The 24879-nt window shown below is 67.8% G+C and carries 24 protein-coding genes; 20 read left to right on the forward strand and 4 right to left on the reverse strand.

What is annotated here, in order from left to right; all coding sequences use genetic code 11:
- The first annotated feature begins 606 nt into the window (after window positions 1–606).
- Genes ASF23_RS18520 through ASF23_RS04405 form a run of 3 tightly spaced genes read left to right on the forward strand, consistent with a single transcriptional unit; the run spans window position 607 to window position 3221 of the window.
- Window positions 607–1284: a DUF4232 domain-containing protein gene (locus ASF23_RS18520; RefSeq protein ID WP_055950065.1), complete on the forward strand. Its 678-nt coding sequence runs from the start codon at window positions 607–609 to the stop codon at window positions 1282–1284.
- Window positions 1285–1305: 21 nt separating this feature from the next.
- Complete coding sequence (locus ASF23_RS04400; protein ID WP_055949657.1) at window positions 1306–1974, forward strand: winged helix-turn-helix domain-containing protein; 669 nt, start codon at window positions 1306–1308, stop codon at window positions 1972–1974.
- Window positions 1971–3221 carry a sensor histidine kinase gene (locus ASF23_RS04405; RefSeq protein WP_055949660.1) on the forward strand — a complete coding sequence of 417 codons (1251 nt, stop codon included), beginning with the start codon at window positions 1971–1973 and terminating at the stop codon, window positions 3219–3221. The genes ASF23_RS04400 and ASF23_RS04405 overlap by 4 nt, the downstream gene beginning before the upstream one ends.
- A 103-nt stretch (window positions 3222–3324) precedes the next feature.
- Here the strand turns inward: ASF23_RS04405 and ASF23_RS04410 are convergent, their stop codons facing one another.
- Window positions 3325–4170, reverse strand: coding sequence for a hypothetical protein (locus tag ASF23_RS04410; RefSeq protein WP_055949664.1), 846 nt, complete (start codon window positions 4168–4170; stop codon window positions 3325–3327).
- A gap of 486 nt (window positions 4171–4656) precedes the next feature.
- Between ASF23_RS04410 and ASF23_RS04415 the strand changes: the two genes are divergently transcribed.
- Window positions 4657–6156: a hypothetical protein gene (locus ASF23_RS04415; protein ID WP_055949665.1), complete on the forward strand. Its 1500-nt coding sequence runs from the start codon at window positions 4657–4659 to the stop codon at window positions 6154–6156.
- A gap of 581 nt (window positions 6157–6737) precedes the next feature.
- Here ASF23_RS04415 and ASF23_RS18150 read toward each other — a convergent pair.
- Window positions 6738–6959, reverse strand: coding sequence for a hypothetical protein (locus tag ASF23_RS18150; protein WP_156364191.1), 222 nt, complete (start codon window positions 6957–6959; stop codon window positions 6738–6740).
- Between ASF23_RS18150 and ASF23_RS04420 the strand changes: the two genes are divergently transcribed.
- Window positions 6958–7968, forward strand: coding sequence for a helicase associated domain-containing protein (locus ASF23_RS04420; RefSeq protein WP_162236691.1), 1011 nt, complete (start codon window positions 6958–6960; stop codon window positions 7966–7968). The genes ASF23_RS18150 and ASF23_RS04420 overlap by 2 nt on opposite strands.
- Before the next feature lie 84 nt (window positions 7969–8052).
- On the opposite strand, the gene ASF23_RS04425 is transcribed toward ASF23_RS04420, so the two are convergent.
- Window positions 8053–8397, reverse strand: a complete 345-nt coding sequence (locus tag ASF23_RS04425; RefSeq protein WP_055949671.1) for a histone-like nucleoid-structuring protein Lsr2 — start codon at window positions 8395–8397, stop codon at window positions 8053–8055.
- A 110-nt stretch (window positions 8398–8507) separates the two neighbouring features.
- Here ASF23_RS04425 and ASF23_RS04430 point away from each other — a divergent pair, with 110 nt between their 5' ends.
- From ASF23_RS04430 to ASF23_RS04500, 14 genes are all read left to right on the forward strand, one after another.
- The gene (locus ASF23_RS04430) at window positions 8508–9554 is read left to right on the forward strand and encodes a PDDEXK nuclease domain-containing protein (RefSeq protein WP_055949673.1); all 1047 of its coding nucleotides are present in this window, start codon (window positions 8508–8510) and stop codon (window positions 9552–9554) included.
- A 233-nt stretch (window positions 9555–9787) separates the two neighbouring features.
- Window positions 9788–10093 (forward strand): hypothetical protein, encoded by a 306-nt coding sequence (locus ASF23_RS04435; protein ID WP_156364193.1) that lies wholly within the window; start codon window positions 9788–9790, stop codon window positions 10091–10093.
- 1224 nt (window positions 10094–11317) lie between these two features.
- Window positions 11318–11713 (forward strand): DUF3846 domain-containing protein, encoded by a 396-nt coding sequence (locus ASF23_RS04450; RefSeq protein WP_156364195.1) that lies wholly within the window; start codon window positions 11318–11320, stop codon window positions 11711–11713.
- 115 nt (window positions 11714–11828) lie between these two features.
- The gene (locus tag ASF23_RS04455) at window positions 11829–13391 is read left to right on the forward strand and encodes a ParB/RepB/Spo0J family partition protein (protein ID WP_055949686.1); all 1563 of its coding nucleotides are present in this window, start codon (window positions 11829–11831) and stop codon (window positions 13389–13391) included.
- 647 nt (window positions 13392–14038) lie between these two features.
- Complete coding sequence (locus ASF23_RS18935) at window positions 14039–14173, forward strand: hypothetical protein (RefSeq protein WP_268750840.1); 135 nt, start codon at window positions 14039–14041, stop codon at window positions 14171–14173.
- Window positions 14174–14272: 99 nt separating this feature from the next.
- Window positions 14273–15223, forward strand: coding sequence for an ArdC-like ssDNA-binding domain-containing protein (locus tag ASF23_RS04460; RefSeq protein WP_055949688.1), 951 nt, complete (start codon window positions 14273–14275; stop codon window positions 15221–15223).
- A gap of 51 nt (window positions 15224–15274) precedes the next feature.
- The gene (locus tag ASF23_RS04465; protein ID WP_055949691.1) at window positions 15275–15760 is read left to right on the forward strand and encodes a hypothetical protein; all 486 of its coding nucleotides are present in this window, start codon (window positions 15275–15277) and stop codon (window positions 15758–15760) included.
- A 326-nt stretch (window positions 15761–16086) separates the two neighbouring features.
- Window positions 16087–16359, forward strand: a complete 273-nt coding sequence (locus ASF23_RS04470; protein WP_055949694.1) for a hypothetical protein — start codon at window positions 16087–16089, stop codon at window positions 16357–16359.
- 286 nt (window positions 16360–16645) lie between these two features.
- On the forward strand, window positions 16646–16906 hold the full coding sequence (locus ASF23_RS04475; protein ID WP_055949697.1) for a glutaredoxin domain-containing protein: 261 nt from the start codon (window positions 16646–16648) through the stop codon (window positions 16904–16906).
- Complete coding sequence (locus tag ASF23_RS04480; RefSeq protein ID WP_055949699.1) at window positions 16906–17355, forward strand: hypothetical protein; 450 nt, start codon at window positions 16906–16908, stop codon at window positions 17353–17355. Before ASF23_RS04475 ends, ASF23_RS04480 begins: the two co-directional genes overlap by 1 nt.
- A gap of 82 nt (window positions 17356–17437) precedes the next feature.
- Window positions 17438–17647 (forward strand): hypothetical protein, encoded by a 210-nt coding sequence (locus tag ASF23_RS04485; RefSeq protein ID WP_055949702.1) that lies wholly within the window; start codon window positions 17438–17440, stop codon window positions 17645–17647.
- Window positions 17648–17672: 25 nt separating this feature from the next.
- Window positions 17673–18443 carry a Fic/DOC family protein gene (locus tag ASF23_RS04490; RefSeq protein ID WP_082473822.1) on the forward strand — a complete coding sequence of 257 codons (771 nt, stop codon included), beginning with the start codon at window positions 17673–17675 and terminating at the stop codon, window positions 18441–18443.
- On the forward strand, window positions 18440–18940 hold the full coding sequence (locus tag ASF23_RS04495) for a hypothetical protein (RefSeq protein WP_055949709.1): 501 nt from the start codon (window positions 18440–18442) through the stop codon (window positions 18938–18940). The genes ASF23_RS04490 and ASF23_RS04495 overlap by 4 nt, the downstream gene beginning before the upstream one ends.
- A 152-nt stretch (window positions 18941–19092) precedes the next feature.
- Entirely contained in the window at window positions 19093–19299 is a 207-nt protein-coding gene (locus tag ASF23_RS04500) for a hypothetical protein (RefSeq protein ID WP_055949712.1), read from the forward strand.
- Between the two features lie 98 nt (window positions 19300–19397).
- Here the strand turns inward: ASF23_RS04500 and ASF23_RS04505 are convergent, their stop codons facing one another.
- Window positions 19398–19838, reverse strand: a complete 441-nt coding sequence (locus ASF23_RS04505; RefSeq protein ID WP_156364197.1) for a hypothetical protein — start codon at window positions 19836–19838, stop codon at window positions 19398–19400.
- Window positions 19839–20276: 438 nt separating this feature from the next.
- On the opposite strand from ASF23_RS04505, the gene mobF reads away from it, so the two are divergent.
- Window positions 20277–24773 (forward strand): MobF family relaxase, encoded by a 4497-nt coding sequence (gene mobF, locus ASF23_RS04510; RefSeq protein ID WP_055949718.1) that lies wholly within the window; start codon window positions 20277–20279, stop codon window positions 24771–24773.
- The last annotated feature ends 106 nt before the right edge of the window (window positions 24774–24879 follow it).

Genomic DNA, 24879 nt, shown 5'->3' on the forward strand with positions numbered 1-24879 from the left:
CTCCCAGAATCGCGCCTCCCGGGCACGCTGCTCCAGCCTCGATCCCATCTGCAACACTCCAAATCACGGTGGTGTTGCAACGACCAGCTGAACCCAAGATCGGCTATCGGACATCAAGGAGCGCTACTCGCGGGTGTCCACGAGCTTCTTCTTGACACGTCCTTGGGTCGAGGGCAAGGGTGACGGTCGTGGGGATTGATCAACGGGCGGACTCTGATGAGCCGCCGGGGGAACGACTTGAGCGCATCGTGGCCGATTCACCTGGGTCGGTCGTTTCTGTGCCGGAGCGGACGAAGACGATGCCTCGAATCCTCGCTGCGGTGGCTCTGCTTACGGGTATCGGCGCCGTTGTGGCCGGGGGCTCATTGCCGTGTGGAACTTCGTGCTGTCAGCCGCTGTGCGAGCGGCCGTGAGTCAATGGCCCGGTTGGCAAGGATCTGTGGCGCGTCCACGGTGGCTGGGGCCGATGGAACGTCCGGTAGCCGATCGTTCCCTTGGTGGCGTGCGTCACGCATCAGGGCTAAGTGTCGAAGGGGGTGCTATCAGCTGCTGTTGCTACTTCGGGACGTAATGTTCTTGTCATGTTTCTTGCGGGAGGGTGAGTACATGATTTCGAACCTCCCATTGAAGCTCGGTGCCCCGCTGGTACTCGGTCTGGTCCTGCTAACCGGCTGTGCAGGACAATCCTCTGATTCGGTCACTCCTGCTGTCGGCGCCACACCGGCTGGGCCGACTCCCGTCACCGTGTCGGCGACGCCCACTGCGTCAGCGCCGCCCGTGGCGAATGGCACCACCTCTCCCGCGACCACGACCAGCAGCGCTGCCACCGCGCCGAAGGCGTCCTCGGCAACCGGTCCTACGGCGCGGTGCGCGACGAGTCAGCTGAAGGGGACGGTTGATCAGCACCTGTCGGGGCAGCAGACGATCGAGCCGATCCTGATCCTGACCAACACGTCTACCGGCCCTTGCACACTCCAGGGCTGGCCGGGTGTGTCGTTCGTGGGCCAGGGGAGCGGGAAGCAGCTCGGAGCGGCTGGGTACCAGGAGAAGAACGACGCTCACCCGACCGTGACGTTGCAGCCCGGACACGCGGCAAATGCTCAGCTCATCATCAAGTTCCCCTCGAGCATTCCTGCGTCGGAGTGCAATCCGACGGACGCTGACGGGTTCCGGGTGTACCCGCCCGGGGAGACGCACTCGCTGTTCATCGCGCACAAGACGCAAGCGTGCTCGTCGGCGCAGCACAAGATCATGACGGTGTTCGCGCTGCATCCCGGGGAGTAAACCGAAGAGGAAGGTGGAGGAGTGAAAACGCTGCTCCTCGAAGACGATGCCGATCTCAACACGGACATCAGTGTCGGCTTTCGGCGGGAGGGGATCAGCGTCGACAGCGTTGAGACGATGGCAGCGGCTGCGGAAGCCATCACGATCACCCCCTACGACGTCCTGATCCTTGACCGCACCGTCCCCGATGGAGACAGCCTCGTGCTGCTCGAGACGCTTCGACAGGGAGGAAGTCAGACGCCGATTCTCCTCCTGACCGCTCGCGACACCGTCGGCGATCGCGTCGACGGCTTCGAGGCTGGTGCCGATGACTACCTTGTGAAACCGTTCGCGTTCCCCGAGCTCGTCGCACGGGTTCGTTCGTTGGCCCGCCGCGGTCCCACTGTCCGGCCTGTGATCCTCCAGGCGGGGGATCTCACCATCGATGTCCCCCGCCACCGGGTGACGAGAGACGGTGTCGAACTCGTCCTCCGCAGGAAGGAATTCGCTGTCCTCGAGGTCCTCGCTCGCGACCCCGGTCACGTCGTGTCCAGGTCTACCCTCATTGAGACCTGTTGGGATGAGTTCCTCGACCCGATGTCGAACGTCGTCGACGCCACGATCACACATCTTCGACAGCACCTCGGCGAGCCCGATCCGATCAGCACGGTTCGGGGTGTCGGGTACCGGCTGGATGCCGAACCGTCGTGACCAGGGCCCCGATGATCCCGCCGGCGGTGGTGCGTCTCCGTCGTGCCAGGTGGATCACGACCGTGTTCTTCACGTTGGCGACGGCCGTCTGCTTGGTGGTGCTAGCTGGTGTCGCGATCGATGCTGATGCCCGAAGCCGGCTGCGTGAATCCGATGCCCATCTCGCGGCGGCGGCGGTCCGCTACTCGAAGATCGTGTACTACGGGGCAGGGTCCTTCGACCTCGGGACGTTCGGCCCAACCACCCTCGATGCGCCGAACCAGCCCGTCGGGTTCGTGGACGGTGACGGCGTCGAGGTGGCGTTCCCGGACCAAAAGGCAATGCCCAACGTTGCAGTCGTCACCCGGCTCACATCCGCGGCACACCGGTACCGAGGATCGGTGTTCACCACCGCGTCAGGGCCCTCCGGCGTTCCGTACCGGTGGGTTGCGACGCCGATGTCGTCGACTCCGGATGGTCCAGCCGTGATCGTCGGAGCGTCGTTGTCCGACACGAAGGCCCACGACGACTTCGTGCGGCTCCTGATCGCGGCGGTTATCGGTTTGACGTTCTTCGCAGCGCTCGGTGGGCACCTCCTCTCTGGCCGGGGGATGAAGCCAGCGCTTCGAGCGCTCACGCAACAGGAGCAGTTCCTCCGGGAAGCCGCGCACGAACTCCGCACCCCGGTCGCCGCACTCACCCTCACCATCCAGCAGGCTCGCGCTGAACCCGGCACCGCGTCGGCAACGTTACAGCGTGCCGAGTCACGCCTCACGAGCATGGCGACCCTCATCGACGGGCTCCTGATGCGCGCTCGCGCCGACGCCGGCCACGACCCCGTGCCACTGACCCGTATCCGTCTCGATCAGCTCGTCGACGTCGTACTCGACGACTACCCCGACCATCACATCCCCCTCGAGACAACCCCGACCGTCGTCCTCGGCAACGGTGAACTTCTCACCCAAGCGCTCCGGAACCTCGTCGACAACGCCCTGAAGTACAGCGGCGACACCCCGTCGGTCCAGGTCCGCGATGCAACGCTTACCGTCACGGATCACGGACCGGGGATACCCACCGCGCAGCGACGCCTCGTCCGGCAAGCCGGGTACGGCTCCAGCGAGGGCACCGGGACCGGGCTTGCGATCGTGGAGTGGATCGCAACAGTCCATCACACCCACCTCCAGCTCGACACCCCACCAGAAGGCGGCCTCCGCGCCACCCTTCGCTTCCATCCGCCGCAGGACGAAAACACCCGCACCGCCTCCTAGCGGTGATCCGTCCCGTTCGACGTCCACGAAAGGACACCACCATGCAGCAGCGCACACTCGGCCAGCACGGCGTCGCGCGTGCTGCGTGAGCTCGGTGCCGAGCTCACCGGCCATCGCCGTCGTGATCGCAAGACCGAGCTTCGTCACGATGCCACGGACGGCGCTCGGACGGGCCTGCCCGTCGATTTCTGCGCAACTCGGCGGCGGCGGCGAGCTCAGCGCGCGCATGGTCGTCCTCAACGTTCTCGAGCCGGCCGGCGATCTCGTCGACGAGCTCGCGTGCCTGGTCCTGCCAGCTGATGTTGATCGTCTGCTGCACGTGCTGACTGTTCTGCGCCACGTTCGCCGGCGCGTGAAAGTAGTTGGTGAAGGTCGCCGCAGCGGGCGCCTCGTCGTTCGTTGGTTCGTCCACGGACTTCCCCCCTTCGACCGTCCATAGGCCCTTCGCCGTTGTTTCGGGACGGATCGGGTCCGCCCGCCCCCACGCCCCAGGTCCCTTGATGTAGCGGGACTCCGAGAGCCACTTTCCTGTCTGCTCGAGGTCCTCCTGCGTGTACGGCATCCCGAGGTAGTTCGCGCCCGTCGGCGTAAAGTCATCCACTGTCGGCGAGCTGCCGGCGTCGTCCTGGTCGACGACCCACACGATGTACTCGTCGCGCATTCTCCGTCGGCGGGCGCGCACGTCGTTCCGCGCAGCCTTGAACGCAGACCACGCATCTCGCCCACGCGCTGTCGGCCGAGCGCTCCAACCGCCGTTGAACCGCCAGTCGACGTTTAACAGCTCGGCGCTCTCAAGCTCGCGGACACGCTCACGCACGTAGTCGGCCTCCGCGCGGTTCGGCTGCGTGCCAAGCAGATCCTGCGAGTTCGTCTCCTGCGCGGCGGCCGCGACGATTATCCGACCGAGGACATCGAGTCGGCGGAGATCTTCGGAAGAGTACTGGGCCACGTCAGGACACTACCCAGCAGCCACGACGCCATCGGCCGACACCGCCGTTCAGCTGCAGTCGAGCAATGTCTTCACCATGACATGGCGGGCACCGACCTATGCAGAGGCGTGCTCGTGGGTACCAGAGGGCCTAGTCCCTCCCGAGCCGGCGTACCAGCCGGGGGAGCATGGCAGCCAACAGCAGCAGGCGTAACGTTTGAGCCGTCCCGTTGCCAACCACCGAGTCGGCGCGGAACCAGGCCCCCGCCGGAGTACCGGCGGGGGCCGCCTCCTCACCCGAGCTGCAGCGATCGGAGCCCGCATGAGCGCCCCACGTCCAGACTGAGCGCCCCACGTCCAGACGAAGGGCTCCTCGAGCGCCTTTCCGGCCGCATCGTCGCCGAACACCTCGACGCGCAGGTAGAACGTTTCGACGATGGCACCGCGCCGCGACAGCCCGACGGACTGATCCAGCTCGCCGACGGCACCACCGCACCGCCTGAAGTCGTGAGCGACCAAGACGTCGCCTACAACAAGCTCAGCGACGCACTCGAACGCCAGGGCGAGACGATCACCCTCGGCGCCGAGGGCCCAAGCTGGTACATCTCGCTCCGCCACACCGCCAGCCTCAAGCGCGTCCACCGGCGCGCACCAGCGCTGCTCCGCACACTCCCACCCGACCTGTTCCTCGAGGGCGTGGTCCCCGCGGACACCTGGGCTGCCGGCCGGGAGCATGCGGACACCCTCGACACCATCGCCCACCTCGGCGTGAGCTTCATGGGGGCAATCGCCGGCGAATACGGCACCGTCGTCATCCGCACCAAGGGCTGGGCCTCCTGGGACGACGCGGTCGACGTCCTGCCTTGGATTTCCCGCGTGCTCGAGCGCGAAGACGACGTCGCGTCCAAACTTCGCGAGCACGGCGGCCCAGCGCCACGCGTTCATCTGGGCCACGATCGGCAGCGCCTACACGGTCACCAAGGCGCACGCGGCGGAGGACGCCGTGCCGCTCGATCGACCAATAGGCCCGGAGATCGACGACGAGCTGATTCAGTACCCGTGCTCTTCCGGGCAAGACCGAGCGCGAAGGTCCTCACTTCGGTGTCTTGCCGTAAACAGGAAGAGCTCGCCCCACGAGAACACGTCGAGAAGGCCCTGGCTTTCCTCACCCGGACACCGGAGGAGCACCGTGCCGCGGCGGCGAAAGCAGGAGTCCTCGTCGAGACAGCCGGCCAGTACGACTACAACCCGCTGCGCGACCGCCCCTTCGTCGACTTCGGGCCCGGCACCGGGATCGTCGCACCGGAACCACGACTTGTGTGGCGTGCGATCTCCATCCAGAACCTGTACTACGTCGGCCCGGACTACTTCGGCTCGAAGGCGTTCCACGAGCAACTTGGGAAGCGGCTGGAGTCGTACGTTGGCCGGCAGCTGAGACTCATCGACGGGGCCGACGTCACGGGTGAGGTGCCGCTTGACTCAGAAAACAAGATGTCGATCGATTGGTTCCTCGTCTTGCCGGACCTGATCGTGCTTGTGGAGTGCAAGTCGGCGCGGCTCAATGCGAAGGCACTTGCCGGAGACGCTCATGAGATCGCTCGAGCCACAACGATGTACCTGGCCAAGGCGCGCGATCAGATTGATGCGACCGCACGAAAGGTCGGGGAGCGCGATAAGCGAGTGTCGTTCCTGCCTGACGATGACCGCCCTGTCGTCGGGCTGATTGTCACTGCGGAACCGATTCACCTGGCGAATTCCGGCCAAGTGGAGTACGGCAGACAAGGAGAGACGCTATTCATCGTGCTATCGCTTGCCGACCTGGAAGGACTCGTCGGGGTGCCGGCTGCAGAGCTGAGTTCGCGCCTAGCTGGCGTGTTCCAGGACGAGGAACGTCGCACGTGGGGGTTCCCCCAGTCGTTCGGCAAAGGGCTAGAAGCATGGCGGAACCCGATCATCGTCGAGGCGAAGAACCGATTCGCGTTCCTTCGTGACCAACGGGACGGATAGAACCGTGTCGGCGTTGGCGGGCACGCGTGCAGCACAGCTGGCGAGGTTCTTCACCGCCAACGTCCCCCCAGCCGCGGTTGCGAATCCTTCTAGTCGTGGCGTGGGTGCTGCTCAGCCTCGCGATCCTGGTACCGGGAGTGGTGCTGCAGTGGGGGAGCCTGCCGTACACGCGCGGGACTGGTTCGCCCCGGCGAACTCCGGCGCGGCCGCAGCATGCGTGTGCCGGGCTGCTGTGAATTACCGCGTGGGGCTTTTAGCGACGTCATAGCCGGCCCCGGTTGCTCACGTCGGAGGGTCGCGCCTACCGTGGTGGTCTGCGGCCGGACCATTCCCCCCTAGTAGTTCCGGGCACCCACAGTTCGAGTAGCCCCCCAATTCTCTCGAGCTGCAGCCGGCCCCGACCCTACATCCCCCCGCAGGGTCGAAACCTGATCTTCCATGAGGTTGACATGCGTGCGCAACCTCCGCGCGACGATCAGTACCAATCGATCGGGGCCCGCTTGACGGCTCCTTAGATCACGTCAGCGAAGTGGCGCATATTATTTGCCGCTCGCTGGGCGCTCCGTTGACATAAGAGCGCCCTATCGGCGCCGTTTTCGTAGTGCGAGGACGATGGCGACGACGCCGGCTGTGGTGGTGATGGTGCCGGTCCACAGCCAGATGGTGCCGATGAGCAGGGCACGGTTGGTGCTGCTGATCGCGGACGAGGTGGCTGGGTGAAATGCGTCTGCTTGGGTCGCGGCGGCGTGTTGAAGGAGGAGGCCGACCGCGGCGGCAACGGCGCCGATGGTGAGGATCAGCATGCCGATGATCAGCCATCCCGGATGGGGGCTGTTGCTTGGGAAGCGTGGACCGGGTGCGGGCTGGAGCATGTGGCTATCGTCGCTCGCGTTCGTGGTTGGCACAATGGTGGGTGTGGACGTGCGGGCGCTGCGGTGGGAGAGCATGTTCGCGGCGCTGCTGTCGTTCCGCGACGAGTACGGTCACGCTGACATCCCGCGGTCGTTCTGCACCGGCGCGGGAGCGTCGTTGGGAGCGTGGGTTCATCGGCAGCGGTCGTTGGCGGCATCGGGCAGATTGCCCACGGATCGGCGAGAGCGACTCGAGGCAGTCGGGATGCGCTGGTCGTTGACGGAACGCACCACCGGTGTCGCGGCGTTCGCGGCATTCCAGGACACTGAGGGGCATGGTCTTGTTCCGCACGCGTTCACGACCGCGGACGGGTTCCCATTAGGGACGTGGGTGCAGTCCCGACGTCGGCAATGGGCGAACGATCCGGTGGACACGGTTCGGTTGTGGCCGGAGTTGGTGGATCTTGGGTTCGTGTGGCAGGTGCGGAACCGCGACGCCGCTTGGGACGCCGGTATTGCAGCGTTGACGCAGTACGGCCGTGATCATGGGGAGCTGTCGGTGCCGCACTGGTTCACAACCGCAGATGGATTGCAGTTGGGGCGGTGGGTGGACTCCCGCCGCGTCGAATACCGAGCGGGCGTGCTGCCGACGGCCCGGGTAGAGCAACTCGAACGACTCGGGATGGTGTGGCGGCTCCGCCTCTTGGCAGATGATCCCGCGAGGCGGCGCCGCGAGGATGTGTACTTCACGCAGATGCTGTGCCGTGTCCAGGCCTGGTCGACGGAGCACGCGGGACAGGTGCCCGCCGCACGCATTGTCGATAGTGACGGGATTGCGATCGGGCGGTGGCTGCTGCGCCAGCGGCGACTTCACCGGCAACGTCGGCTCGCTTCTGACCGGTTGGCACAGCTCGACGCGTGGAACAGCGCTTGGAGCAGCCTGCGGGGGGAGCACATTTGAGAGACCTGCGATGTGTCGGCGTCAACGAGAACAGCTGGCCGCCCCGAGGGGTGGCCAGCTGTTTCGCATGGGGGAGTGGCGTCGTCAGTGCGTGGCGTCGTATGCGTCGCGGACGGCTCGGCTGATACGGCCGCGCGAGGAGACCTCGTGGCCGTTCGCGTTCGCCCACTCGCGGATCTTCGCGAGCTCTTCCGAGTTCCCACGCTTCGGTGCGCCGCTTGAGCTGGTACGCCCGGCGCGGCCGTTGACCTTTCGCGCGGCAGCGACGTAGTCAGAGAACGCTTCGCGGAGCGCGTCTGCGTTGTCGTCGGTGAGGTCGATTTCGTAGTGGCCGCCGTCGAAGCCGAACGTGATGGTGCGGCCCTTGCCGTCTTCGATGGTATCGCCGGTGAGGTCGTCGATGAGGTGCGTGGTGACTTTCTGCGCCATGGTGGAGGTCGCCTTTCGCTCGGGGATCACATCAACCCTGGCATAGCTCGCTGCTTTGATCGCTTGGTCGGTTCTCCTTACTGCGGCCGGTTCAGGCAGACTGATCGGTGATGTCTGATTCGTCGCCAGCCGTATCCGGGTATGCCGCTGCTCTTGCTGAGCTGAAGCAGCAGGTGCGCGCTGCCCGATTCGCGGCGCAGCGGCGCGTGAACACGGAGCTCATCCGTCTCTATTGGGGAATCGGTGCGACGATCTTGCAGCGGCAGGGCGATGAGGGGTGGGGGACCAACATCATTGGGCGGTTCGCGACAGATCTGCGCGCTGAGTTCCCGGAGATGAAGGGCTTCTCGCGGGCGAACCTGTTCTACATGCGCCGGTTCGCGGGGGAGTGGCCGGCCGAAGTAGTTGTCCAACAAGCTGTTGGACAACTGCCCTGGGGGCACATCACCGTCCTCCTCGACCGACTCGACGACCACGAGCTCCGGGACTGGTACGCCGGCCAGGCGGCAGCGAGCGGGTGGTCGCGGAACGTCCTCGAGCACCAGATCCGTTCCGCAGCGCACACACGCCTGCAGGCGGCGCCGACGAACTTCGCGGAGGTGCTCCCGGCGGGGGAGTCGGACCTGGCGCAGCAGATCACGAAGGACCCGTACGTGCTGGACTTCCTCGCCCTCGACGGTGACGCGAAGGAACGCCACCTCGAGCAGGCGCTGGTAGACCGGATCATCGACACCCTCCGTGAACTCGGGGAGGGGTTCGCGTTCGTGGGCCGGCAGGTGCACTTCGACGTCGACGGGGATGACTTCTTCGTCGATCTGCTGTTCTTCCACGTCGAACAGCTTCGGTACGTGGTCATTGAGCTGAAGACCGGGAAGTTTAAGCCCGAGTACCTCGGACAGCTGGGCTTCTACGTCGCGCTCGTCGACGACAAGCTCCGCCGGACCCAGCACGCCGAGACGGTCGGACTGCTGCTGGTTGCCGACAAGAATGACGCCGTCGTCCGGTACTCCCTCGGAGCGCACCAGACCCCACTCGGTGTTGCCAGCTACGACTTGCTCCCACCCGCTGTGCAGGCGGCGCTGCCCTCGGAAGCCGACCTCACGGCCGCCCTGACATCAGGCGCAGATCCAAGCTCACCCGTGGCCGACGACGATTGATCCCGGCCGTCTCGATAGCGGCACCGTCATCAGGAATCGTCTCGGACCAGCTTTATAATCGTGCCTAAGAGAGGACTCGGATGGATCTTGCAGGACTAGCGGCGTTGCTCGGGATCCCCGTGGCTCTGCTCGCAGCCAGCGCTACGCCGTTGCGAGACCATGCCGTGCTAGCCCGCCTGGAACGAGTCGAGAAGCTCCTCGCCACCGGGACGACTACCGGTAGAGCCCGCACGATGCTCGAGAACTCTCGTAACCATCTTGCGGAACGCGTTGCCATCGCTGAGCTGGCCCCTCACCTCATTGGTGGGTATGCCATCGCCGCCGCGATGATTGTCATGGGCGTGGGGCTCAACATCTGGATACTCGTCGACGACTCGTGGGTCGACAACGGCACGACCACGTTCGGGCATTGGACGGCCTGGAGTGCCTATGGTCTGGGGCTTGTAGGTGCGGTGACGCTCGCCGTACTCCGAGCAAATTGGATTGACAGGCATCGGGCGGACGCGTACGACCGGTCAGGCATCCCCCCGCTGATGTAGCCAAATTCAGCCGTACGCCATCGGCGGCCCCGACCTCGACAGCATGCCGAACTTCGTGTCGTGGTGTCGAAGTGCCCTGGCTCGGGGTCTACGACCCCTGCGGTTGTCGGCGGCGGCGGTCATCATCGGGGTCATGCCTGATTACCGGTGGGCGCCGCCCATCCATCCGGATCCTCCGGAGGACCAGCCGCTCGGCATCGATGCGCCGCCGGCGCCGGACCGGGTGTCAGGGTTCCCGGCGGTGTGGGTGGAGGTCGAGTTCACTCGGTCGGGCCGGCAGCGGTCCCCGGGGCTCGTGGAGCAGGCCGACGGGGACGTCGTCTACGTGCAGTTCGTGCACATGGGATTCCCACTCCATGTGTGGCTTCCCATTGACCGTCTGAGGAAGAGGTCTCTGCGGCCGCAGGGGCGCCGCTGATGGCTCGGCGCCGGCGGGACCGCTGGTTGCCCGATGAAGCCGTGTCGCTTCCCAGAGAGGCTCGTGGCGAGCTCGTCGCCGACGTCGTGCCACCGGCGCCCGTGCGTGCCTGGATCCGCACCCACGACGGGCAGGAGCGACGTGTCAATGCCTCTGCGATCGCCGCGAGCTCCGACGCCGTGCTGATCGAGTGGGGGAGGGGCCAGGCCGCTACCGCGGCGTGGGTGTGGCGGGCCGCTGTGAAGCACCGCACGGAGATCCCAGCCACCTCATAGGGGACGCCGTTGCCGGTGCCGGAAGCGGCGCGTACCGTGGCCCACGCCTGGACCTGTTCCCCCGACAGTTCCGGGCGCCGCGGCTCGAGCAGCCCCCCAAATCCGCTCGAGCTGCAGTCGGCCCCGGACCTGTTCCCCCAACAGGCCGGGGCCGCTTCACGCGCTCCGGCCTCGCGCGCCGGCGAGCTGCTCAAGCGGGATCCTGATCGGACCGCCGCCGGCGGATTGTCCTGGTCTCAGTGGGCCGCCTACGGCGGACTGCATTGACTGATCTGAGCCGGCACGCCGGCGCTCTGCGTATGAACCCTTCGGGTTCGTTGTTTGCCCGGGAAGCCTGCGGCGATTGTACGGTCGGCGGCCACAGCGCAAGCGGCAAGCCGCCGGTTCCCCCGAGAACTTCCGGCCGCGGTCGCACGCTCCCTTACTTCGGCCGGAACTTCTCTCCTCCACCGCCCCAAGGGGTTGACACTGCGCCCTTCTCCCTGATCGGCACTACGTGCCTTCACGGGCAAACAACGAAAGGGAGAAGAAATGCACACCACAACACCGCGCACCCGCGCCGGTCTAATGGGGCTTCGGCTGAACGTCGACGGGACGATGGAGGACGTCCGGATCACCGTCGACCCCGACGGCACGCACGTGTCGAGCCTGAACGCTGCGATCGGTTCGGACCTGTTCGACGTCGTCGGCCTGCCGAACGGCATCGACGTGTTCGTTGACGACGAAGGGCTCTACCGGGCCGAACACAACCTCGTCCTGTCTGAAACGGTGCGCCGCCTCGGGAACTATCCGACCGGGTACCGCCTCCACGGCGCAGGCGTGTTCGTCTCCGTGGACGACGACGGCGACACGGTGCCCCTGACCCCGGCGCAGCGCGCCGAGGTCACCACCGCGTGGCTGCACGCCGTCAGAGCCAGCAACGCCTAACCACCACCCGCACCACCCGCAGCACCACCCATAGGAAAAGACCGGGTGCGGAGTTCCCGACAATTCGTACTTGCCAGGACCCGCACCCGGTCACGACCGGAAAGCGTACAGAACCATGAGCATCACAGACAACGTCCACTTCACCCACCTGACCGACGCACCCAAGGACGCCGAGCAGTCAACCGCCGACCAGCCAGCCGCTGACCAGCCCACCCCCGAGGTCGCATCGGCCGCGGACGGTGTGGAACTGGTGACCCTCCCGGCGCTGCATGTGTCGATTGAGCACAACGTCCGCACTGCGGCGGACCTTGACCCCGCGTTCCTGGCGTCCGTCAAGCGCCACGGCGTGCTTCTGCCGACCATCGGCTACCGCGACACCACCGGCCGGATCGTGGTCCGGGATGGGCAGATGCGTGTCCTGGCAGCCATCGAGGCCGGATGCGACGTGCCGGTGTTCGTCACCGCACGGGATGACAGCATGGCGAAGCGGATCGCGGAGCAGTTGGTCGCGAACGAGCGGCGCACCGCCCTGACGGACGGTGACCGGCTTGCCGCGTACCGGCAGTTGGAAATCGAGGGCCTGTCGGTCACCGCGATTGCCAAGGAGACCGGCACGAAGCGGGACACGGTGAAGCAGACCCTGACGGTGGCGAAGTCGGACGCCGCGACCGCCGCGGTGACTTCCGGTCAGGCGTCGTTCACGCAGGCGCTCCTGGTCGCGGAGTTCGACGGTGACGCCGAAGCCGTCACGGAACTCACCGAGTGCATCGCGGAGGGGTACGACGACGACGAACTGACCCACACCGCTGCCCGGCTCCGGCAGGACCGGGAGCGGAACGAAGCACGCGCCGCGGTCCTGGCGAACCTGGTTGCCGAGGGCAAGTGGGTCCCGGGGGAGGACGACGACTACGAATCGTTGGACCGCCTCACCGACGCCGACGATGACGTGACCGGCTACGACGAGCGGACCCCGCTCGACGCGGAGCAGCACACCGAGTGCGCCGGTGCCGCGTGGACCGTCACCCAGTGGGGGATCCCGGAGCCGGTGCAGGTGTGCACCGCCCCCGACGCTCACCACCCCCGATACCTCGGCTACCGCGCCACCAGCCCGGTCGCGGACGTGCCGGAGGCGGAGAAGTCCGATGAGGACCGCGCCGCCGAGGCTGGGGAGCGGAAGAACGCCCGCCGCGTGCTGGTCGCGAACAACAAGGCGTGGGACGCCGCCGACGAGGTTCGCCGCGAGTGGGTGGCGGGACTGCTGCAGCGGAAGACCGCGCCAAAGGACGCAGCACGGTTCCTCGCGTTGGCACTCACCCGCCACTCCACCACCCGGTACGCATCCGGCCCGGTGACCGCCCGCGGCCTGCTCGGCATCGACTCGAACAGGTGGGAAGTTGAAGCGCTGGCCACGTGGGTCGAGGAACACCCCACGAAGGGGCTGCACCTGTCCCTCGCCGTGGTGATCGCCGGGTTCGAGAACACCGCGAACCGTGAATGGTGGCGCACCCCAGACACCCACTCCATCGGCTACCTGGACCAGTTGGCCCGATGGGGGTACCCGCTGAGCCGGGTCGAGCAGTTGGCCGCAGGCGCCCAGCCCACCGACGGCACCGACCCGGACGATACTGACCTGGTCGACGCTGAGGCAACGGAGGGCGAGGACACCGCCACCGAGTAACACGAACCGGTGTGGGGGCCGCAGCCAGCGGCCCCCACACCCATAGCCCCACGCCCATCGCCGTTGGCTTTTCGCGCTTTAGATCGGTTTAGTGTTCTGAGATAAAGGCGCTGGCTGTTCGCGGCCAGCGCCGCACCTTCGGCACGGCGGCAAGGGGCTCCGCCCCCTCCCGAACCCCGGCGCTGCTCGACAGAGCTCGCACCGCGACGGCACCGCGCAGCGGCACCACATCAGGCGGGTCCTCGATCGTCGAAGTCGTCGTGCGCCGACGAGCGAGCACGCGAGCCGCCGCCCGGCGCAGAACCGACGTGCGAGGCCGTTACCGGCCGGAGTCGATAGAGCCGATCGCTTCCAGAGCTTCCGGCCCGGGGCCGGGAGTCGCTGCGCTCCGGGTGGAACCGGCTGCGCCGGCACTGCCAAGCCCGTTGGGCCGTTGGTTTGCCGTGAAGCCTTCGGCAGCGTACGTCCGTCCGGGCTCCACGCAACCTGCTCCGGCGCGATCCACACGCGAGAACTTCTTCCCCCGCTGCGCTCCTCCACAACTTCTCGGAGCGTCTCGACCTTCGAAGGTTGCCCTCCACCCTCCCGTCCTAGCGGCGACAAGTCGCCTTCACGGCAAAACAACGAGAGGGAGAGGACGAGAACCGATGGATGACATCGACATGACCGAGGACAACACCCGCACCACCGGAGCGTGCGACTGCACAGAGTGCCACACCCTCGGCGAGGCCCCGAACACACCCGGCGAGACCTGCACCGCCCGCGGCTACGAGATCGCCTGAGCAGGAAGGGACGAACACATGCGCTCCCAGACCGAACCGTCGCCCCGGGCGGCGTTCCGCCTCCCGTCCTCACCAACCCACAACCCGGAGGTACAGACCATGAGCACCACCACCGCCACCAAGAAGCGCACCACAAACACACGCCGCCCGTCCGTCACCCCCGAGCAGCGGAAGGAGCAGGCAGCCGCGTTGCACGAGTCGATCGCGACGCAGGTCGAGCAGCTGCGCGACTCGGACCGCTGGACCGCGTTCCTGCAGTTCGCGGGCGCATTCCACCGCTACAGCCTCAACAACGTGTTGTTGATCCTCAGCCAGCGCCCCGACGCCGAGCGGGTCGCCGGGTTCCGGAAGTGGCAGGCCCTCGGCCGCCAGGTCCGCAAGGGAGAGAAGTCGCTCCGCATCTTCGGCTACAGCACCAAGAAGGTGACCGAGCAGGACGAAAACGGCGAGACGCAGGAGAAGCGTTACCCCCGGTTCCCGATCCTGCCCGTGTTCGACATCGCCCAGACGGACCCGATCGACCCGGACGCCGACGACCCGTCGACCCTCACCGCGCCCCTGACCGGAACCGATGACCACGGCGTCATCGGCACCCTGACCGCTCACCTGGTCGCGGACGGGTGGAGCGTCGAGCACACCGAGCCGGGGGAGGGCCGTAACGGGTTCACCGACCCCGCCGCCCGCCGTGTCGTGATCGGGTCGCACCTGTCCCCGGAGCACTCCGCGAAGACGCTCATTCACGAGCTCGCGCACATCCTTCTCGGCCACACCGACGACCTGACCGAGTACGCCGAGCACCGCGGCCTCATGGAAACCGAGGCCGAGAGCGTCGCCTACATCGTCGCCGGACTGGTCGGGTTCGACACCGCCGCCTACTCGATCGGCTACGTCGCCGGATGGTCAGACGCGGACGCCGACCTGATCCGCTCCACCGCCGCCCGAGTCCTCACCGCAGCGCACCAGGTGGCCGCGATCCTCACCCCCGCCGACGCGGCCCAAACCGACAGTGCCGCCGAAGACGGCGACGACGCGGACCCCACCGACCAGTAGTCACCGCGGGGGCCGCTGAGCGGCCCCCGCCTCCCGGAAGGAGCACCACCGATGGACGCCGTCACCTACCGCCGCCCCGACCACCTCGACCCCCGAACGACCGACCCGGCCGCCCCGGCCGCTGACCTCGACTCGACCGGCGCCACGTGCGGCGCAGAAACGGCCGAGATGGGCGAAGAGTGGTTCTGCACCCGCCGCCCCCACCACCCCGACAACGAGCACCGCGCCGCGTTCGACCGCGGCGGCGACGGCCCCGCCGACGCCGTCGGCTACGCCTGGCGGGAAGAGTTCTACGACCCGAGCCCGGCCCCCGTCGCACCGCGGAGCGGGCTCCGCGACACCGGCACGGGGCCGCCGTTCACCCTCGCCCAGACGATCACGTGGACCGAACTCCGCGCCGAGGTCGCACGCGCTGGCGCAGAGCACTGGGTCCAGGGCAGCCGGAAGCACCGCGAGCACGTGCGAGAAGCCGACCGGTTCGACGCGATCGCCGCCGAGCTGCACCGCCTCTGGGACCTCGACACCGCGGCAGGGTGACGGGCCCGGCGGGGGGCTGGGGCGTGGCCGACCTTCGGTCGCCCGTGGAGGCGGCCCGCCCCCACACCCCCGGCGCACCTGCGGTGCTGGTAGAACCGGCGACGGAGCGCCGGTCTGCGGGGCCTGCGGCCCGTTCTTTTGCCGTGAAGCCTTCGGCAGCATACGGACGAGTCCCCCCGGAATGCAACCGGCTTTCGCGGCATAAACGGCCCCTCCCCGCAAGCGGGTCCCCTCCATATATTCCACGACCGGTTGCATTCCGGGCGCTCGTCCTAGTGGCGACAAGTCGCCTTCACGGCAAAAAAACGAGAGGGAGAGGAAACACCATGAATGACACAGTGCAGGTTACGTTGAACCGCGAGGACTGGGAGCACATTGTCCGACTCGTGCAACGCGTCGTGCCGGCAACGTCGCAGAGCCTCGACGACGCCTACGAGTGGGACGAGGACGAAGGCCCCGACGTCGAGTGGATCGAAGCACGACAGCGCGGCCTCGCCGATGCGCGCGCCCTCAGCGATCGGGTGACCGCGGCGGTTGTGGTCGCGAGCGGAGAGGCCGCTCCGCGGCAGGCAGGGGCAGCGGCGACGGGAGGGGCGTAGCCAGGCATTCCTATTCGGTTCCGTGAATGACAGAACGGGGCTAATGCACCAGGGGATTTCCAGCCCTTCCGCAGCCGTTCACTCCCCGAAGCCGCCTTCCCAAACGCCCCGCGTTGGTGCCAGGGAATGCAGTGGATCGGCCTGCCTAGAGGTGTGCCGCCCGGCTAAAAAAGGGTCGAAGAATGCAGAAAAAATGCTGGTCAACCCGGCTATTCCGACGTAGAATAGAAGCATGCAGCGGGGGAGGGGCCTCCACTGCATCACAATCTTTCGGAAGGTGATTTCGATGAGCATCACGGTTTACAGCAAGTCTGGTTTCTGCGGCATGTGCATGGCCACCGAGCGCGCTCTCGTCTCCGCCGGCGTCGAGTTCAACGAGGTTCACCTCGAAGACGTCGACCAGGCGCAGATCGAGGAGTGGAAGACCACCCTCGGCATGAACGCACCCATCGTCATCACCGACACCGAGACCGGTTCCTGGAGCGGCTTCCGCCCCGACAAGATCGACCAGCTCAAGACCGCCACCTCGACGGTCAAGGCCGCGTGATGACGATGACGCTCGAACGACCGACCACCGCCTACCGCGACGCGATCCAGCCCGAGACTCGCGCTGCCGTCGACGAGCTCTTCCTGACCGACCCGGGCCACGCCCTCATCGCGATCGACCGGGCCACCCACGACCCATCCGAGGACGTCCGCGAGTGGGAACTCGACGCCGAGGGCCGGCACGTGTGGGAGGCCGGCTACATGGTCGGGTTCTCCGCCGCTCAGCCCCAACTCATCGCCCAGGTGCACCGCCTCGAGCAGCTCCTCGCTCAGGCGGAACGCGACGCGGACCGGTACTACGCCGAGATGTGCCGCCGTCCCGCAGCACCCAGCCCGGACGGGCAGTCCTTCGCGGAGCTCTCGCGGATCCGCGGCGACGACGAACGCGCTGACCGTCACGAAGCGACGATCGACCGCATGTTCCCCCAGTACGCCGGCACCCGCGCCTGAGCGGTCCTCGCCGTCACCACAAGATCCACCCCTTCCGCGAGCGACGCGGTTGGTAGAATCGAGTCCGAGCAGGGGAGTCCCCATGAGCATCAAGACCGAGCACGACACCGCCCGAACGATCGACGTCGAGCAGGAGATGGCGCTGGTCGAGAAGGGCCAGCAGCTCGCCGGCCACTTCCCCGACGCGGAAGCGCTCGGCCGGGCCCGTCGCATCCTCGAGGGGACGCTGTCGCCGGAGGATGCGCGCGCGGAGGTCGCTGCGAAGCACGGGTTTCCTCTCCGCCAGCGCTGAGCGCCGGCGTCCTGCGGGGGAGCGGATGAGCGTCGACGACAAGTACACCTACCCGGGTAGTGGTGGGGTCCTGGTGAACGCTGCGGGGATTCGCGATCAGCGACAGCTTGACGAGGCGATGAACGACGTCGCGTCGATCACGATGGCCGAGGTCCGCGCCGAGCCGGTGCCCGACCGCCCCGGCTACGGGTACCTCCAGAGCATCCACGAGCGCATGTTCGGTGACCTGGTGCCCGGCATCGCTGCACGCATCCGCGACGTCGACGTGCAGGCAACTGGCACGGGCATCCCGTACTGCCGCCCCGAGTACATCGACGCGAACCTGGCGACATTGTTCGGCAAGCTCGAGCGGGAGGACTACCTCACCGGCCTCGACGCTGACACGTTCGCCGATCGGCTCGCAGACCGATGGGGAGAGCTGTCGGCCATCCACCCCTACCGCGATGGCAACACCAGATCCCAAAGCACCTACGTGTCCGCGATCGCCGGGCGCGCCGGGCACCCGATCGACTGGGAACGCGTCGACGTCGACGAGCTGCGCACCGCACGGCTCTACGCCGTCGCCGGCAACGACCGTCCTCTTGCGGACTACCTGCGTACCCACCTGGTCGCGGCGAATCGCGACGGCCATCACGACGAGCGAGAGCTCGGTGAGTTCGAGCGTGAAGACCGCGAGATGATGCGCGGCGCTGGGATCGACCCCGACGCCCCGTCCAGCGGAACGCGGTCGGAACGCATGGACCCGTGGCCGTCGCTGCCAGAACAGTCCCGCGACCGCGGCGACCTTGAACGATGAGCGGACCCGTACCGGTCAGCGCCGAAGAACGGTTCTGGTCGCACGTGGTGAAGGGACCGGCCACGACGGATTGTTGGATCTGGACGGGCGCCGTCGGCGATGACGGGTACGGCCGGTTCTGGGTGCCGCAGCCTGACGGTGGTCAGCGTGCCATGCGCCCGCAGCGGTGGTTCCACGAGCATCTCACCGGCACAGCCTTGCGTCCGTCGACGTTGCTCCTGCACGGGTGCGATGTGCCGCTCTGCGTGCACGTCGACGTCGACCCGACACGATCGCACCTGGCGCCGGGAACACACCGCGGGAACATGCTCGAGCGGACACAGCGCGGCCGACACCGCAACGGTGCGACCGCGCTCCGCACGATCAGCTTCCCCCGCTCGGAGCGCGTGCAGCTCTCCCGCGAGCTCCGCGAAGCGTTCCGCGATCACGGGTGGGACGCCGATGCCGTGAGAACGTGCCGGACAGGGATCGCGGCGAACACTCCGACGCTCTGGTGATGGCGAGCGTGTCGGACGCCGGCGCTACCGTCGCGCACAACTGACGAGGGGACAGGAACATGACGAACTACGCACCGCCCCAGTGGGCGCCTGTATCGCCGGCACCGATGCTGCCCGGTCCTCGCAGGGGCACCAAGCTGTCACGGTGGAGCGTGTTCCTCGGCATCCAGTCCGTCCTCCTCGGCGCCCTGCTGCCAATTCCGATCCTCGCGATTGCCTTCGGCATCGTCGGCCTCGGCCGCGGCACGGATCTCCCAGGCCGAGCAGTCGTCGGCATCGTCTTCGGCTGGTCCGGGCTGACGTTCTGGGGCGGCTTCATCGCCATCTGCATTTGGTCGATGCACGTCAACCTTGCCTAACGGTCACAGCACACACCACGGCCCCCGACCACACTCAAGTGGTCGCGGGCCGTGTCACGTGTCGGGACGGTACCGCGTCCGATGCGGAGGCGCTTTTCCTACGCCGCGTACGACTCGTGTGCGTCGACTTGCTCGCCGCTCTCGTCCGCGTCTGTGGGCGTCGTCGCGGTCTCGGCGTCACCGCTCTCTGCGTCGGGCTCGGCCTTCGCCTTGGACCGCTTCACCTCGCGCACCGGGATGCCGAGTCGTTCCGCCACCTCGTCGCGGGTGACCTTGGTGTCGAGCATGCGCCCGATGATCGCCTGCGCTTCGGCTTCCGCCTCAGCGATCGCGGCGGCCTGCTCGTCGCGAATCTTCTGGATGCGCGCTTCCGCGTCCTCGTTGATCCCGTCGACGGCGTCGGCTGCGACGAAGTATTCGACGGCGAGCTCTTCGAGCTGCTCCTGCCGACGGCGGAAGTCCGCCGCCCGCTCCACGGCCCGCTCACGTGCAACCTTACGCGCAGCGGCCTGCTTCCCCGACGTTCGAACCTGAGCCATGTCGTTCCCCAATCCCTAACGGCCACCACCCACCTGAATCGGGCGGCACCTGACTAGCGGCGGTGCCCAGCGGCGCTCCTCTTGTCGCCCAGTGTAACTCGCGCCTACGGCGCGGCCGGTGACAGTTCTCGACCCGGATGCGGACGTCCCGACGCTCCTCGTTCCTCGTCGCTGGCCGCCGCTCCCGGTCTCCACCTGTCTACCGCGCTCGTCTCTCCGCCGATTCCGCTTCGCTCCACCGACTCCGATCCTCCCGGCCCCGCATCTCTCCCTACAGTCTGCGCTCGTTCCTCGCTCCGACTTCCGGTCATCAACGCGTCACACCTCAGGCATTATGAATGAATGAGGCTAAGCTCGCCCTATGCGTACCGTCACCAGCCCGCACCACGGCTGGGTCCGACGCGTCTCGATCACTCCCGTGACGGGCGGTGACGGCGCATGATGACCATGCATGTGCTCTCCGCCGGTGACGGGTACACGTACTACACGTCGGAGGTCGCGACCGGCGATGCCCGCCGCGACCACGACCGAGAGCTCGGCGATTACTACACCGCCGACGGCAACCCTCCCGGCCGATGGATGGGCGGCGGCGCGGCCCTCCTCGGCGTCTCCGGAACGGTCACCGAGGACCAGATGAAGGCCCTCTTCGGTGAAGGGCTGCACCCCGACGCGGACCGCATCATCGCCGATGCTCTTGCGTCCGGGATGACCGGTAAGCAGGCGCAGGAGGCCGCGAAACTGGGTCGGTCTTACTACGTGTACAAGGCCGACGAGAACACGCTGCAGGGGCGTATCCAGGCCGGCTACCAGGCGTTCCAGCGGGTGCAGGGCCACGAGCCCAACACCGAGGAGCGTCGTCTCATCCGCTCCCGCGAGGGTGTCCAGGCGTTCCGTGACGCAAAGGGCCGCGAGCCCGCTGACAAGGAAGAGCTGGGCCGTTACATCACCGCAGCGACCCGTCCTGACCAGCAGGCCGTTGCCGGGTTCGACCTCGTGTGCTCTCCCGCCAAGAGCGTCTCCGTGCTCTGGGCGCTCGGGGATAACGACACCCGGAAGGCGATCGAGCAGGCGCAGGACCGCGCCGTAGCGTCGACGATCGCGTACCTCGAGCGGGAGGCGCTAGCGACCCGCGCTGGCACGAACGGTGTCGAGCAGATCGAGGTCGAGGGCGGCGTCGCGGTAACCGCGTTCCGGCACTTCGAGTCCCGAAACGGTGACCCGCAGCTGCACGACCACCTCGTGGTCGCGAACAAGGTCCAGGGCTCCGACGGCAAGTGGCGCACCATCGACTCGAAGCTGCTCCACCGCATGAACGTGCCCATCTCGGAGTTCTACAACGCCGCCATCATGTCTGAGGTCACGAAGGCACTCGACGTCACCACCGAGGCTCGCACGGTGTCTGCCGGCAAGCGCCCCGTGATGGAGATCGCTGGCGTCGACACCGACTTGATCGACACGTTCTCGTCGCGGTCGGCCTCGATCCGCGAGCAGGTCGAACGCCTCACCGCGGAGTACCAGCGGGACCACGGCCGCGCCCCTGACACCAAGGCGCAGATCAAGATCGCGCAGCAGGCGACGTTGGAGACCCGCCCGCAGAAGGAGCACGGACGCTCCCCGCAAGCCACCCACGACGAAGCCGTCTCACGGGTCGGGCAGGAACGCGCCGACCAGGTCCTCCCGAACGCCCGCCGTATCGCCGAGGTCCGGGCCCGCGACGGGTTTGGCACGCCGACGGTCGACGTCGACGAGCGCGCCGCCCTCGTCCTCACCGCCGTCGAGGAGCGGTACTCAGTGTGGGGCGCCGGCGTCATCGAGGCCGAAGCCCGCCGCCAGCTCGCCGCCATCATTCCGGACCAGGACGTCGCCGAGCCCCTCGTGCAGCAGGTCGCGAAGTCCGCCCTGCACTCCTCGATCTCGCTCACCCCGCCGTCCCCGCACGGTGCGTTCAAGCCGCTGACGCGCTCGGACGGTGAGTCGGTCTTCGAGCACAAGGGCAAGACCGTCTACACCTCCGGTGCGATCCTCGCCGCCGAGGACCGTCTCCTCGACGCCGCCCGCACCCGGACCGTCGGCCCGGTGTCGATCGACGTGTTCGAGCGCGTCGCGGCCGCCTACGACGGCCCCCTCGATCAGGGGCAGCGGGACCTCGCCAAGGCGTTCGCGACCTCTGATCGACAGCTCCTCATGGGGATCGGGCCCGCAGGCGCCGGCAAGACCACCGCCCTCAAGCTCGCGGGCGCCGCCCTGCAGGCCGGCGGTGTCCGCATGATCGGCCTCGCCCCGTCCGCCCCTGCCGCATCCGTCCTGTCCGACGCAGTCGGGATCGACGCGACCACCATCCACGGCTTCATCGTCGCCCACCAGCGAAACGAAGTCGGCGGGTCTGATGTGCCGGCGAAGTACGCCCTCAAGCCGGGCGATGTGATCGTGGTCGACGAAGCTGGCATGGCCGGCACGTTCCGCCTCGACGACGTCCGCGCGATCGCCTCCGAGTACGGCGCCGTGGTCCGCGGTATCGGCGACGACCGCCAGCTCTCCGCCGTCGAGGCCGGCGGCGTGCTGCGCCTCATCGACCGCGAGGTCGGCTCCGTGCAGCTCGAGCACGTGCACCGGTTCCGCGACGCCGACGAAGCCGAAGCGTCCCTCAGACTGCGCGACCCCATGCGCCCGGGAGATCCGTTCTCCTGGTACCAGGACAACGGCCGCGTCGTCGGCGGCGACAGCGAGCGGATGACCGCCGCGGTCTTCGAGGGCTGGCAACACGACACCAACGACGGCGTGCGATCCCTGATGCTCGCCCCGACCGCAACAGCCGTGGCGGACCTCAACGCCCGCGCACAGGCGTACCGGATCTCCACCGGCGACCTCGACACCTCCCGGTCGGTGCCCTTGCGTGACGGTCTCGCCGCGCACGTCGGGGACACCATCGTCACCCGCCGCAACGACTCCGACCTCCGCATCCATGGCGGCCGCGACCGGGTCAAGAACGGCGACCTGTGGACCGTCACCGGGATCCGCGACGACGGCGCTCTCGATGTGGCCCACGCTGAGCACGGCGCCGTGATTCAGCTTCCCGCCGGGTACGTCAGCCGCCACGTCGAGGTTGGCTACGCCCGCACTATCAGCCGCTCCCAGGGCCTCACCACCGACAACACCCATGTCCTCGGCGACGCCACCATGAGCCGCGAGGACGCCTACACGGCCCTGTCTCGCGGCAAGGAGAGCAACCGCCTCTACCTCGCCCTCGACGACGCCGCGACGGTCCCCGACGCCCTCGAGCAGATTGCCGCCCGCTCGGAGCGGATGCTGTCCGCCCACGAGACGATCCGCCTCGAGCAGGACCGCGTCGAGGACCTCGTCACGCTCATCGACCAGTACGCCGACGTCGCCACCCGCGCCGACGAGCTGCGCGCCGGCGCGATTGTGGAACGCGCCCTCGGCGCAGACGTTGCCACGTCGCTCGAGGGGCAGGAATCGTGGGGTGCCCTCGCGGCCTCGCTCCGGCACGCGGAGGACTACGGACACGACCTGATCGCCACGTTGCAGGACGCCTACAAGCAGCGTGAGCTCGGCACCGCTGACGACGTCCCCGCGGTGCTGCACTGGCGCATCGAGCAGGCCCTCGAAGGGATCGGCCAGCCGACTGTCCTCCTCGTGGACCGGGAGCCCGTCGACGGCGTCCCGGCGTGGATCGCCGACGGCCGCCGACACCAGGACGAACTCCTTCCCGCTGAGTGGTGCGACCACCTCGCGGAACGGCACCACTACATCGGCATCCGACTCCGCGAGCGAGGCGCAAACCTCGCCCTCGAGCAGCCGGCGTGGACGCAGGATCTCGGACGCCTCCCGTCCGAGCCGTGGCGCATGTTCGACTGGCACCGCACCACGGCCGAGGTCGACGTGCTCCGCACGAAGTACCGCATCGACCCTTCCGAGCCGCAGGCGATCCCAGACAAGCTCCGTGGCAACCCCGTCGCGGACCGGCTACAGGAACGCGTGACCGCGCTCCACAAGGCGGCCGCGCTGTCGACTGCACCCGAGGTGGCCGAGTCAACCCGAGAGCACTACGCCGCGCACGCCGCCGAGCAGTCGGCCGCGGCACGGACCGCCCTCGTCTCAGCCGCCCAGGCCGTGCAGCAGGCGACGTCGACGGCGGTAGCCACGGCCACCGACGTCGTCACCGAGACCACCACCGAGGCCGCACCCGCGACCACGGCCGGCACCGAGACCACTCCGGTGGCTGCGGCGTCGTCCCCCACCGCACAGGAAGGAACCATCATGAGCGATCCCCTCGACGAGACACTCGAGCACGTTGGCCGCCAGGCAGGCCGGGCAGGGCAGACCATCACCTCGGAGATCGCCCGCCAGGCGCAGCGCGCGGCGGACGAGCGTCGCCGGCAGCTGCAGGAGACCCAGCGGAACGCCGAACGCGAGCGCGACTTCGCCGTCCGCGAGGCCCAGCGCAAGACCGACCGGCAGCGCGAGCAGGCCGAACGCGATGCGCAGCGGGAGGCGGCGCGCGAGCAGGAGCGGAACGAGCGTCTGGCGTCGCGGTACCCGAACCCCGAGCAGCGCGACGGCGACGCAGCCGCGCTTGCCGAGGGCGCCGCGCTCGGCGCGGCGGCGGCCGCGGCCATCGAGAGCCAGACCGACACCGACGCCGCCGCGATCACGTCCGACGGCCGCGACGAGACAGCGGCCGAGACGGCGTCGATCGCCGGCGAGGGGCAGACCGACGCCGATGCGATCGCCGCGACCGGGAACGTCAACGAGGCGCAGTACGACGAGTTCGAGCTCCGTGACCGCGAGATGCTTCGCCAGGCCGGCATCGACCCCGACGAGGTGTCGACGTCTACCGGCACCGACAGCTCGCTCACGCTGGACCCGTCATCGGCCCCCGACCTGTCTCGCGGCGACGACGGCCTCGAGCGGTAGCCCTCCTGGAACGAGGAGCGGGGTGGGCATCCGCGACGAACTCTGATCAGCGACCAGACTGCTGGCCGTTCCTACGCCTCGTCAACCTATACGTTTCCGAGACACC

This window comes from Curtobacterium sp. Leaf261 (assembly GCF_001422205.1).
GTDB lineage: Bacteria > Actinomycetota > Actinomycetes > Actinomycetales > Microbacteriaceae > Curtobacterium.

Excerpts from the sequence above, each read along its gene's own strand:
- ASF23_RS04455 (WP_055949686.1), top strand. The coding sequence starts at position 11,829 with ATGAGCATCACAGACAACGTCCACTTCACCCACCTGACCGACGCACCC.
- ASF23_RS04480 (WP_055949699.1), top strand. The coding sequence starts at position 16,906 with ATGACGATGACGCTCGAACGACCGACCACCGCCTACCGCGACGCGATC.
- ASF23_RS04485 (WP_055949702.1), top strand. The coding sequence starts at position 17,438 with ATGAGCATCAAGACCGAGCACGACACCGCCCGAACGATCGACGTCGAG.
- ASF23_RS18520 (WP_055950065.1), top strand. The coding sequence starts at position 607 with ATGATTTCGAACCTCCCATTGAAGCTCGGTGCCCCGCTGGTACTCGGT.
- ASF23_RS04425 (WP_055949671.1), bottom strand. The coding sequence starts at position 8,397 with ATGGCGCAGAAAGTCACCACGCACCTCATCGACGACCTCACCGGCGAT.
- ASF23_RS04490 (WP_082473822.1), top strand. The coding sequence starts at position 17,673 with ATGAGCGTCGACGACAAGTACACCTACCCGGGTAGTGGTGGGGTCCTG.
- mobF (WP_055949718.1), top strand. The coding sequence starts at position 20,277 with ATGATGACCATGCATGTGCTCTCCGCCGGTGACGGGTACACGTACTAC.
- ASF23_RS04505 (WP_156364197.1), bottom strand. The coding sequence starts at position 19,838 with ATGGCTCAGGTTCGAACGTCGGGGAAGCAGGCCGCTGCGCGTAAGGTT.
- ASF23_RS04475 (WP_055949697.1), top strand. The coding sequence starts at position 16,646 with ATGAGCATCACGGTTTACAGCAAGTCTGGTTTCTGCGGCATGTGCATG.
- ASF23_RS04470 (WP_055949694.1), top strand. The coding sequence starts at position 16,087 with ATGAATGACACAGTGCAGGTTACGTTGAACCGCGAGGACTGGGAGCAC.
- ASF23_RS04495 (WP_055949709.1), top strand. The coding sequence starts at position 18,440 with ATGAGCGGACCCGTACCGGTCAGCGCCGAAGAACGGTTCTGGTCGCAC.
- ASF23_RS04430 (WP_055949673.1), top strand. The coding sequence starts at position 8,508 with ATGTCTGATTCGTCGCCAGCCGTATCCGGGTATGCCGCTGCTCTTGCT.
- ASF23_RS04420 (WP_162236691.1), top strand. The coding sequence starts at position 6,958 with ATGCCGATGATCAGCCATCCCGGATGGGGGCTGTTGCTTGGGAAGCGT.
- ASF23_RS04460 (WP_055949688.1), top strand. The coding sequence starts at position 14,273 with ATGAGCACCACCACCGCCACCAAGAAGCGCACCACAAACACACGCCGC.
- ASF23_RS18935 (WP_268750840.1), top strand. The coding sequence starts at position 14,039 with ATGGATGACATCGACATGACCGAGGACAACACCCGCACCACCGGAGCG.
- ASF23_RS18150 (WP_156364191.1), bottom strand. The coding sequence starts at position 6,959 with ATGCTGATCCTCACCATCGGCGCCGTTGCCGCCGCGGTCGGCCTCCTC.
- ASF23_RS04465 (WP_055949691.1), top strand. The coding sequence starts at position 15,275 with ATGGACGCCGTCACCTACCGCCGCCCCGACCACCTCGACCCCCGAACG.
- ASF23_RS04435 (WP_156364193.1), top strand. The coding sequence starts at position 9,788 with ATGCTCGAGAACTCTCGTAACCATCTTGCGGAACGCGTTGCCATCGCT.
- ASF23_RS04450 (WP_156364195.1), top strand. The coding sequence starts at position 11,318 with ATGCACACCACAACACCGCGCACCCGCGCCGGTCTAATGGGGCTTCGG.